Origin of the sequence: Streptomyces calidiresistens, assembly GCF_014141525.1 — a bacterium.
Taxonomy (GTDB): Bacteria; Actinomycetota; Actinomycetes; order Streptomycetales; family Streptomycetaceae; genus Streptomyces; species Streptomyces calidiresistens.
Genome location: NZ_VKHS01000120.1, coordinates 1 through 9,860, shown reverse-complemented (window position 1 = coordinate 9,860; position 9,860 = coordinate 1). Strand labels below are relative to the sequence as shown.

The following is a 9,860-nucleotide window of genomic DNA, read 5'->3' as shown; positions in this document are numbered from 1 at the left end:
ACCACACCAGCCACAAAGAGCAGGGCAGCATGATCCGCCGCTACATCATCTGGCGAAACCGTCACGCCGCCGACGAACGCCTCCGCGAGGTCATCGACAGGGCGAACGTTGCCTGATGTGGCACTAGTAGAGTGTCGCCGCTAAATGTCGTTGTTGTGGTAGACCGTTCGTGGCGGTCTTCCCCTATCTGCCGCCAGAGGGTGTGTCATGGCGCGGTCGGGTTTGCCGTCGGTGAGATTGAGTGCTGACGAACGTGAATGGTTGACGCGGATCGTGCGGACCGGCGCGCATCCGGCGCAGGAGGTACGGCGTTCGCGGATCCTGCTGGAGTTGGACGAGAGCGTCGGTGAGCCGCCGGGTCGGCGCGCGGTCGCCGAGAGGGTCGGAGTCGACCCGCAGACGATCACGAACGTGGCCAGGGCGTATGTCGAGCGTGATGGCGATGTCGGGGCCACGATCCGGCGTAAGAAGCGCTCCACGCCGCCGGTTGAGCCGATCGTGACCGGCGAGGTCGAGGCCAGGCTGATCGCGCTGGGATGCTCCGCGCCCCCGGCGGGCAGGTCGCGATGGTCGCTGCGACTGCTGGAGAAGCAGGTCGCGCTGATGGACGACATGCCGGATCTGGACCACTCGACCATCGGGAAGATCTTTAAAAAACGGCGCTTCGTCCTCATCTGAAGAAGTGCTGGACCATCCCCGCCAAGGCGAACGGCGAGTTCGTCGCACGGATGGAGGATGTCCTCGACGTCTACGTCCGGCCCTACGATCCCGCCGTTCCGGTGGTCTGCATGGACGAGAAGCCCTACCAACTCCTCGATCACGCCCGCGCCCCCCTCCCCGCCGCTCCGGGGCGTGACCTGAAGGAGGACTGCGAGTACGTGCGTGGTGGGACCTGCTCGATCTTCGTGTGGGTCGAACCGTTGGCCGGCCACCGCCGCGTCAACGCCCGCCGGAGGCGAACCCGCCTGGACTGGGCCGAGGAAGTCGATCGGCTACTGACCTGCGACTATCCCGACGCGCAGAAGGTGGTACTGGTCATGGACAACCTCAACACCCACACCATCGGCTCGCTCTACGAAACCTTCGAACCCGCCAAGGCCCGGGAACTGGCCGCCCGCCTGGAGATCCACTACACCCCCAAGCACGGCTCCTGGCTCAACATCGCCGAGATCGAACTCGCCGCGCTCACCCGCCAGTGCCTGGACCGCCGCATCGCCGACCTCGACATCCTCAACACCGAACTCGCGGCCTGGCAGCAAGCCACCAACGACGATCAACGCCAAGTCAACTGGCACTTCACGACCAGCGACGCAAGGATCCGACTCCGCCACCTATACCCCGAACTTTAGCGGCGACACTCTACTAGTGCCGTATCAGGCAACGTTCGCCCCAGAGCGGTCTGCGGCGATGACGCCATGGACGAGGTAGCCATTCCCATTCTTCGCGTCGAGGACCCTGCGGTGGCGGTCGCGTGTACGAGCGGCTGGGCTTCGCCAAGCAGTGGGAACACCGCTTCGAACCGGGGCTTCCCGGGTTCGTCGAGGTCGCCCGGGGCAGGGTGCGGTTGTTCTTGTCGGAGTACACGGGCGACGCCCACCCCGACACGTTGGTCTACCTCCGCATTCGTGATGTCGAGGCCATCGCCTCCGAGTTCGGGGTGCAGGTGAGGGACGCTCCTTGGGCCCGTGAGATTGAGCTGCTCGACCCTGACGGCAATCGGCTTCGGATCGGCACGCCGACGGAATGACACTCGCCGACAGTGCGCGGCAGGGAAGCTGTGCGGGTGGCTGAGCGAGATCGACAGCGAGGCCGTTCCTCGGGAGGCACCCGCACCCCCCCCCGCACGGAGGCATGACGGCCGCGATCCGGACCGGCATCGACGCAGGCAAGACCCACCACCACTGCGTCGCGATCGATGAGAGTGGCCGCTGGCTGCTGTCGCGGCGCCAACGACGAGCCCGAACTTCTCGAACTTCTCACCGACGTCCTGGCCTTGGGCAACGAGGTGACCCGGGGCATCGACCCGGCTGACGGCGGAGCCGTCCTGGCCATGGGCATCCTCCTCAACCATGACCAGCTGGTGAACCACATCTCCGGCAGGGCCGTCCACCGTGCCTCCGAGAGCTACCGCGGTGAAGGTAAGACCGATGCCAAGGACGCCGCCGTCATCGCCGACCGGGTCCGCATTCGCCGCGATCTGCACCCCTTGAGCCCCGGCGACGAAACCATCATCGACCTCAAGATTCCCACCGGGCGGCGCGTAGACCCGGTCGCCGACCGCACACGCACCATCAACCGACCGAGGGCTCAGCCGGCCGGCCTCTTCCCCGGCCCGGAACGGGACCCGGACCTCACCGACAAGGGCCCGCTGACGCTGCTGACCGGCTACCAGACCGCTACGGCCATCCGCCTGCTCGGCGCCAAGCGCCCGGAGGCCCGGCTGCGGAACCGCAAGGTTCTCCGCGCCAGCCGGCTCGCCGGGAGTGCGGTCGAAGCGGCCGAACGCCGGCACGCCAGCCTGCCCGCAGAGAAGCTGACCGCGCAGATGGTGCACACCCCGGCGAAGGAGGTGTTAGCCCTCAACGAGCAGGTCACCGAGTTCGACAAGCCCATCGAGGCCAGGTTTCGCGACCACCGGCACTTCGAGGTGCTCACCGGGATACCTGACCCCGGCCTCATCCCCGGTGCCGAGTGCCTGGCCGCCACCGGCGGTGACATGGCCGTCTTCGGTACCCCAGACCCTCTTGCCAGCTTCGGCGGCGCCGCTACCGGTCCCGCGCGACTCCGGCAAGATCAGCGGCAAGCCGCGATGGCGCAGCGCCACGACCGACGGCTCCCGCGCGTCCTCTACACCTCCGCGCTGTTCAGCATCCGACGAAGCGACGAGTCACCCCGGTTCTACGATCGCAAACGAGCCGAGGGCAAGCGTCACACCCAAGCCGTCCTTGCCCTCGCCCGCCGCTGGGTCAACGCCCTCCGGGCCCTCCTCCGCGACGGACGGTGCTACGAGCTCACGCCACCGACGGCCCTCGCGGCTTCACAGACGGCATTAGGAATCCTTGTGGGCATCTCATGCTCTGGTGATACCAGGAGATGCATCTCCTTGGTCCATACCCGCCACGAGCTCAAGCTCAGTGGAAGAAATTTGCTTCGTTTTTCGGTGATGGCGGCCAAGTGGACGCGATTGTTGCAGTGTTCGCACCTGCTTTTTGAAGCGCGATGATTCGCCGACGGCAGACACTTTTGGTGCGCAATGGACTGGAATAACAGGGTGCGGCAAGCGAATCTGGAGCAGTCCGGAGAAGTGCGGTGGCGCTCTGCGCTTCCTGCGTGCGGTTGGACGTCGTGAGCGCAGAGGGGGCCGAACATAGCCGACGATCGCCGGTTAGCCAAACCGGCGATTCCGAAGACCATGGGGTCTGCCCCGTCGATCTCAGCGGGACGTATCCAGTCATCTCTCCAAGGGATTCGAAGCCGTGCATGCCGAGGTCATGGAAGAAGAGTGGCTGCTATCCGAGGAGCAGGTCCAAGAGGTCACCCTGCTGACGGACGAGCTTTATACATGGCGTCCGGGGAGTCCATCGCCATCCTCCGGATTTCTGCTTGGCGAAGCGGCTCGGGGCGGCCGCCCCACCCGGCGTGGTTGCCGATTGGGCTGCTGTGCGCCTGAGGTGGCTCGCGTTGTTACCCCTACTGCTTCCGTCCGGGTGATCTCGCAACCGGCCGAAGGCATCTGGCCGAGGGATATGAATCTTCATGATCCGCTCAAACCGTAATTACCGACCCCGCGCTTTGGTCCTCACTTCAGGCGCGGATGCCATCGGCTCGTGCTTACTCCGGTGAACCTCACCCCGACGCCACAATCGCGTGATCGATCCTTATCATCGGAGCGTTTCCGGGACATGAGCTCACAGTCCTGGCAGGAGCGGTGAGCCCACCCTCCGATTCACCCGACGGCTGCCTTTCAAACGGCGCGAAAGCTCCTCCACGTTCAGCATCAAGGACACTCCTATGCCTGCACGCACCTCATTCCCGCACTCCGCTACCCCGGACTCGAACGGCACCCCCCGCAAAGCGTTTCTGAACGTGAGTGACGCGGCCGGATATCTCGGTCTCTCGCCCCACACGCTCTACGTCTGGCGCCATCGCCGACAGGGTCCGCCGAGCTTCCGCATGGGGCCCCGCGGACGCGTCATGTACCGGCTGGAAGCCCTCGATGCCTGGGTCCGCGAACAGGAGCAGGCCGATTCCCGCTCCAATCCGGCCCTCAATCCCCTCGATGCCCGACCCCGGAAGCGTTCTGCTCGATTTACCAGCCTCTGACGACTGTCGGACGCCGTATGACGCTGCCATGTCCCTGTCGCGAAGGAGCTCAACCTGGCCGGCTACGTGGAAGACCGATGGCTGAAGAAGCGCCCGAACCCGAAAACCGGCAGACGCGATCGCACCGCCATGTACGGCAAGTGCACCCGCTACCGGGTCAAGGGAATACCCGGCGTCAAGGACCGTTCCTTTGGCGTTCTTCAGGACGCCAAGACCTGGCTCGCCCAGGCCCAGACCGATGTACGACGAGGCGAGTTCGTCGATCCGCGCGACGGAGCCATCTCGCTCAAGGAGTACATCGCAAACCACTGGTGGCCCACTCGGAGCGGTGACCCCTCCACGATCGAGCGGATCGAGCAGAGGGTGCGCCGGCACATCGTTCCCCACCTGGGGGCTCAGCCGCTCAACGGCATCGGTACGGAAGTTCTCCGCCATTGGAAGAAGCGATTGGAAAAGGATCTCGGCCCGACGTCGATCCGTCTTGTATGGGCGACGCTTTCCGGCATTCTCCAGGCCGCGGTCGAGGACCGTCGCCTCGCACGCAACCCGTGCCGGTCCAGCACGGTCGGACCTCCGGCTGCCGCTCCCGGCAGAGTCGAGGCGTGGCCACCTGAACGTGTACTGGCGGTACGGGCGGCCATGCCGGACCGCTATCGGCTCCTTCTGGTGCTCGGGGCAGGTCTCGGACTCCGTCAGGGGGAGGCGCTCGGGCTCTCGGTGGATGACGTGGACTTCGAGAAGGAAGTCGTCCATATCCGGCGGCAGGTCAAGATGGTGCGGGCCAGGCTGTGCTTCGCGCTTCCCAAAGGGCGCAAGGTTCGGGACGTGCCGCTTCCTTCAAGCGTGGCCCGGGCCATCGGAGACCACACGGAGCGGTTCGCGCCGGTGCCGGTCACGCTTCCCTGGGACGACCCGACTCCCGCCGAGACGCCGGTGGAAGCCAAACACCGGCGGCCGAGGACCTACAGCCTCCTGGTGACGGGACGCGAGCGGAAGGCCGTCAACCGGAACTACTTCAACTCCTACGTCTGGAAGCCCGCTCTGGTCGCGGCGGGTGTGATTGCCCCGCTGGGGGAGAGCGGTGCCAACGGTGCTCGGGTGTGGGAGCCGTCCCGGGAGCACGGTTTCCACGCCCTGCGCCACTTCTACGCATCCGAGGAGTTGGAGGCGGGAGAGTCGGTCGTCTCCCTGGCACGGTGGTTGGGGCACTCCGACCCCGGGTTCACGCTGCGGAAGTACTCCCACTTCCTGCCCCGCGCCGGCGCACGGGGCAGCGCCGCCATCGACGCGATCTTCGCGTAGCCGGGGTCGGCCGGCAGGGCTCGGGGAGCGTGGCTCCCGGCCCACCGCGGGACCGAAGTCCCAGAGAAGTCCCGGGGATGCCGCCGCACCCCTCCCCGACCCGCGTCGACGCAGGTCGGAAGGGGTGCGGCGGCCTCCTCGCATCAGATGTCCCTGAAGATCTCGATCTGCGCGCCGACGGAGTTCAGGCGCTCGGCCAGCTCCTCGTAACCGCGGTTGATGACGTAGACGTTGCGCAGCACCGAGGTGCCCTCGGCGGCCATCATCGCCAGCAGCACGACGACGGCCGGGCGCAGGGCCGGCGGGCACATCATCTCGGCGGCCCGCCACCGGGTCGGACCCTCCACCAGGACCCGGTGCGGGTCGAGGAGTTGGAGCCGGCCGCCGAGGCGGTTGAGGTCGGTGAGGTAGATCGCCCGGTTGTCGTAGACCCAGTCGTGGATGAGCGTCGAGCCGTGCGCGCTGGCCGCGATGGCGGCGAAGAACGGCACGTTGTCGATGTTCAGCCCCGGGAACGGCATGGGGTGGATCTTGTCGATCGGCGCCTCGAGCTTGGACGGCCGCACGGTGACGTCGGCCAGCCGGGTGCGGCCGTTGTCGGCGGTGTACTCGGGGGAGACGGAGTAGTCCAGCCCCATGCCCTCCAGCACGGCCAGCTCGATCTCCAGGAACTCCACCGGCGCGCGGCGCACGGTCAGTTCGGAGGAGGTGACCACGGCGGCGGCGATCAGGCTCATCGCCTCGACCGGGTCCTCGGAGGGGGAGTAGTCCACGTCCCGGTCGATCTCCGCCACGCCGTGCACGGTGAGGGTGGTGGTGCCCACGCCCTCCACCCGCACGCCCAGCGCCTCCAGGAAGAAGCACAGGTCCTGGACCATGTAGTTGGAGGAGGCGTTGCGGATGACGGTGACGCCGTCGTGGCGGGCGGCGGCGAGCAGCGCGTTCTCGGTGACGGTGTCCCCGCGCTCGGTCAGCACGATCGGGCGGTCCGGGCGCACGGAGGAGTCGACCACGGCGTGGTAGGTGCCCTCGGTGGCGGTGATGTCCAGGCCGAAGCGGCGCAGCGCGGTCAGGTGCGGCTCGACGGTGCGGGTGCCGAGGTCGCAGCCGCCGGCGTAGGGGAGCTTGAACCGGTCCATGCGGTGCAGCAGCGGGCCCAGGAACATGATGATGCTGCGGGTGCGCCGGGCGGCGTCGGCGTCCATCGCGTCGAGGTCCAGCTCGGCGGGGGGCACGATCTCCAGGTCGGCGCCGTCGTTGATCCAGCGGTTGCGCACGCCGATGGAGGAGAGCACCTCCAGGATGCGGTAGACCTCCTCGATGCGGGCCACCCGGCGCAGCACGGTGCGGCCGGAGTTGAGGAGGGACGCGCACAGCAGGGCGACGCAGGCGTTCTTGCTCGTCTTGACGTCGATGGCGCCGGAGAGGCGGCGTCCGCCGACCACCCGCAGGTGCATCGGACCGGCGTAGCCGAGGGACACGATCTCGCTGTCCAGGGCCTCGCCGATTCTCGCGATCATCTCAAGGCTGATGTTCTGGTTCCCGCGTTCGATGCGGTTGACAGCGCTCTGGCTGGTGTTCAGCGCCTCCGCCAACTGCAGCTGGGTCCAGCCGCGATGCTGGCGGGCGTCCCGGATGAGCTTGCCGATGCGGGCAAGGTAGTCCTCGGTCATGACACCGACTGTATCTCGGATATGAGATGCCGCTTGCCAGGTGCGTCCGTTCGAGTGATGCCTCGATCGAGGGACGGGTCCATCCTCGGCGCATACCCGCCGGTCGTCGAGGGGTCGAAAGCCCCTCCCTCCGCGACACGCCCGTGCCCCGCGCCCGGGCGTGTCCCGCGCCGGCGGAGGCCGAGCGGAAACCGGGGGAGGCCCTGGGTCGGTGGAAGGATGTTCCGGACGCCCCGGGCGAAGCCGGCGCGTGGCCGGCGCCGGGAACCGGTGCCGGGGGAGGGGAGTGGCATGGTGACGACGGACTGGGGCCGGGACACCGCCCCGCACCCGGTGTCGGCGGGGCGCACGCACCGCACCGAGTTGGAGCGCGACCGACTGCCGGAGGTCCGCGAGTTGGTGGAGTTCGGCTGGACGCTCGTGCCCGACTCGGCGCTGTGGTGCTTCCTGCCCTGCCTGTGGCCCGCCCCGGCCCGCACATGGGTACCGGACCGGTCCACCGTGTGGGTCACCGAGACCCGCACGGACGCCACCGGTCGGATCACCGACGTGCGGTGCGTGCCGATGGGCGAGGAGGAACGCCGTCGGGAGGAGGCCGAGGTCAACGCGCTGTTGGCCGGGGCGGGGGTGCCCCCGCGTCCGCCCGGCAGGGTGTGGCTGCTGCGACCGGTGGGGGACCACGCCGGGGTGGAGGCCGTGGTGGAGCACGTTCTCGCCCTCGCCCGGCCCCGTGACCTCGACCACCTCTGCCCCGGCCTGGTGGAGTTGTGGGTCGACGAACTCCGGCGGGCCTCCGCCGCCCCGGACCGGCGCGGCGGGGACGGTCGGTAGGTGACGGTGAGGCGACGGGCCGGGCCGTCCCCCCGGATCGTGCCGCCGACGGGAACGACGAGTTGCGGGTCGGTGTGGCCGGGTCGACGTCGAACACCGCCATCGCGTCGGGCGCGTACTCCCGCAGGGCACGCAGCACGGCCCCCCGTTGCTCCCGTCGGTACCGTTCCCGCTCCGGGGCGGCGAGCGGACGGTCGAGGGGCCGGCTCCTCGCCCGGCCCACCGGACCGGCGCCCTCACAGTGAACGTGGCCCGCCCGGGGCGAACCGATCGTCCCCGCGGGCGCTCACATCGGGGACGGCAGGTTCATCGCCGCGAGAGCGGCGGGGTCGGCAACGACGTCGATCACGGTGATCCGACCCTCGACGACGGTGAACGCGAGCACCGAGAGCGGGGTGCCGTCCTCGCGCCAGGAGAGGATGCCGGGCCGGCCGCCGACGAGCACTTCCCGTCCCCGCACGGCGGCGCGGGCGGACAGTTGCGCACCGGTGGCGACCTCCGTGGCGCCGATGGTGACGACCGGGCCCCGGGGGGTGTCGACGGCCAGCCTCACCTCCGGGTCGAGTACGCGCAGCAGCCCTTCGAAGTCGCCGCCGCGGGCCGCCGCCAGGAAGGCCCGGACCACCTCTCGCCGCTGTTGTTCCCCGGCCGTCTGTCGCTCGGACGCCCGCACCTTCGCGCGGGCGCGGCTGGCGAGCATCTTGGCGGCGGCGGTGGACCTGCCCAGGATCCGGCCGATCTCGTCGAAGGGCACCCCGAACAGGTCGTGCAACACGAACGCCAGCCGCTCGTTCGGCCCGAGTGAGTCGAGGACGACCAGGAGTGCCACCCCGACGGAGTCGGCGAGCACCGCGTCCTCCTCCGGCGAGGGGGTGTCGTCCACCGTCACCATGAGTTCGGGCAGCTCGTCGTCGTAGGAGGCCTCGGGGTGGGACCGACGCGAGCGCAGGACATCGAGGCTGATCCGGCCGACCACCGTGGTCAACCAGCCGGCGAGATTGTGGATGGCGGTCGGGTCCTGGCGAGAGAGTCGCAACCAGGCCTCCTGGACCACGTCCTCGGCGTCGGCGTGCGAGCCGAGTACCCGGTGGGCGACCGCGCGCAGACGCTCGCGCTGTGCCTCGAACGCCTCCGCCACCGGGTCCGTCGGGTTGGTGTCGGGCATGTTGTTACCTTCCTCGAATCCGCTCCGTCATGAGGATGACGCGCCCGAAAGGGCCCGGGTAACCGATCGAAGGAGCGGGAACGATGGAAGCACGCATGAAGAGCCCCGGCGGTGCCGAGGTTTTCACGGCGGTCCAACACCTCATGAAAGCGATTCACGGTGCCGGTGTCGAACCACTGTTGCTCGAGCTGGTCCACCTGCGCGCCAGCCAGATCAACGGTTGCAGCCCGTGCGTCTTCGCCGGTGTCCGGGGAGCGAAGAAGAAGGGGGAGACCGATGAGCGGCTGCACAACGTGGTCACGTGGCGCGAGACGCCCTTCTTCACCGAGGACGAGCGGGCGGCGCTCGCGCTGACCGAGGCCGCGACCCGCATCCAGGACGGCGCGCCCGGCGTGACCGACGACATCTGGGAGGCCGCCACCGAGCGGTTCGACGAGAAGCAGCTCTCCGCGATCATCCTGAACATCGCGCTGACCAATTTCTTCAATCGGATCAACCGCACGGTCCGGGGGCAGGCGGGCAGGACATGGTGAGCCGGGGGGCGTGGGACACGGCTCCGTAGGTGC

The 9,860-nt window shown here is 68.4% G+C and carries 8 protein-coding genes and 4 pseudogenes; 9 read left to right on the top strand and 3 right to left on the bottom strand.

What is annotated here, in order from left to right:
- The 7 genes and pseudogenes from FOE67_RS30305 to FOE67_RS07860 form a co-directional block, all read left to right on the top strand.
- Positions 1 to 116, top strand: a pseudogene (locus FOE67_RS30305) (transposase); the annotation flags it as partial.
- Between the two features lie 145 nt (positions 117 to 261).
- Positions 262 to 678: a helix-turn-helix domain-containing protein gene (locus FOE67_RS29060; RefSeq protein ID WP_228473669.1), complete on the top strand. Its 417-nt coding sequence runs from the start codon at positions 262 to 264 to the stop codon at positions 676 to 678.
- Complete coding sequence (locus tag FOE67_RS29055; protein ID WP_228473670.1) at positions 675 to 1,349, top strand: IS630 family transposase; 675 nt, start codon at positions 675 to 677, stop codon at positions 1,347 to 1,349. Before FOE67_RS29060 ends, FOE67_RS29055 begins: the two co-directional genes overlap by 4 nt.
- A 66-nt stretch (positions 1,350 to 1,415) precedes the next feature.
- A pseudogene (locus FOE67_RS07875) lies at positions 1,416 to 1,747 on the top strand (glyoxalase superfamily protein).
- A 104-nt stretch (positions 1,748 to 1,851) separates the two neighbouring features.
- Positions 1,852 to 3,037: pseudogene (locus FOE67_RS07870) on the top strand (IS110 family RNA-guided transposase); the annotation flags it as partial.
- 974 nt (positions 3,038 to 4,011) lie between these two features.
- A complete protein-coding gene (locus FOE67_RS07865; RefSeq protein ID WP_182661886.1) occupies positions 4,012 to 4,323 on the top strand; it encodes a helix-turn-helix transcriptional regulator in 312 nt (103 codons plus the stop codon).
- Between the two features lie 129 nt (positions 4,324 to 4,452).
- Positions 4,453 to 5,625, top strand: coding sequence for a tyrosine-type recombinase/integrase (locus tag FOE67_RS07860; protein WP_323384459.1), 1,173 nt, complete (start codon positions 4,453 to 4,455; stop codon positions 5,623 to 5,625).
- 143 nt (positions 5,626 to 5,768) lie between these two features.
- Here the strand turns inward: FOE67_RS07860 and FOE67_RS07855 are convergent, their stop codons facing one another.
- The gene (locus FOE67_RS07855) at positions 5,769 to 7,298 is read right to left on the bottom strand and encodes a UDP-N-acetylglucosamine 1-carboxyvinyltransferase (RefSeq protein ID WP_182661884.1); all 1,530 of its coding nucleotides are present in this window, start codon (positions 7,296 to 7,298) and stop codon (positions 5,769 to 5,771) included.
- Here FOE67_RS07855 and FOE67_RS30300 point away from each other — a divergent pair.
- Positions 7,242 to 8,129: a DUF5956 family protein gene (locus tag FOE67_RS30300; RefSeq protein WP_323384457.1), complete on the top strand. Its 888-nt coding sequence runs from the start codon at positions 7,242 to 7,244 to the stop codon at positions 8,127 to 8,129. The two genes, FOE67_RS07855 and FOE67_RS30300, sit on opposite strands and share 57 nt — an antisense overlap.
- Here the strand turns inward: FOE67_RS30300 and FOE67_RS29050 are convergent.
- Both FOE67_RS29050 and FOE67_RS07845 read right to left on the bottom strand, forming a co-directional pair.
- A pseudogene (locus FOE67_RS29050) lies at positions 8,126 to 8,328 on the bottom strand (LD-carboxypeptidase); the annotation flags it as partial. The gene FOE67_RS30300 and the pseudogene FOE67_RS29050 sit on opposite strands and share 4 nt — an antisense overlap.
- Before the next feature lie 87 nt (positions 8,329 to 8,415).
- Positions 8,416 to 9,294 (bottom strand): sigma-70 family RNA polymerase sigma factor, encoded by an 879-nt coding sequence (locus tag FOE67_RS07845; protein WP_182661880.1) that lies wholly within the window; start codon positions 9,292 to 9,294, stop codon positions 8,416 to 8,418.
- 83 nt (positions 9,295 to 9,377) lie between these two features.
- Between FOE67_RS07845 and FOE67_RS07840 the strand changes: the two genes are divergently transcribed.
- The gene (locus FOE67_RS07840; protein WP_182661878.1) at positions 9,378 to 9,827 is read left to right on the top strand and encodes a carboxymuconolactone decarboxylase family protein; all 450 of its coding nucleotides are present in this window, start codon (positions 9,378 to 9,380) and stop codon (positions 9,825 to 9,827) included.
- The last annotated feature ends 33 nt before the right edge of the window (positions 9,828 to 9,860 follow it).

What these genes read in the sequence shown, in the direction of transcription:
- FOE67_RS07845 (WP_182661880.1), bottom strand. Translation starts at nt 9,294, where the DNA reads ATGCCCGACACCAACCCGACGGACCCGGTGGCGGAGGCGTTCGAGGCA.
- FOE67_RS07865 (WP_182661886.1), top strand. Translation starts at nt 4,012, where the DNA reads ATGCCTGCACGCACCTCATTCCCGCACTCCGCTACCCCGGACTCGAAC.
- FOE67_RS07860 (WP_323384459.1), top strand. Translation starts at nt 4,453, where the DNA reads ATGTACGGCAAGTGCACCCGCTACCGGGTCAAGGGAATACCCGGCGTC.
- FOE67_RS07855 (WP_182661884.1), bottom strand. Translation starts at nt 7,298, where the DNA reads ATGACCGAGGACTACCTTGCCCGCATCGGCAAGCTCATCCGGGACGCC.
- FOE67_RS30300 (WP_323384457.1), top strand. Translation starts at nt 7,242, where the DNA reads ATGCTGGCGGGCGTCCCGGATGAGCTTGCCGATGCGGGCAAGGTAGTC.
- FOE67_RS07840 (WP_182661878.1), top strand. Translation starts at nt 9,378, where the DNA reads ATGGAAGCACGCATGAAGAGCCCCGGCGGTGCCGAGGTTTTCACGGCG.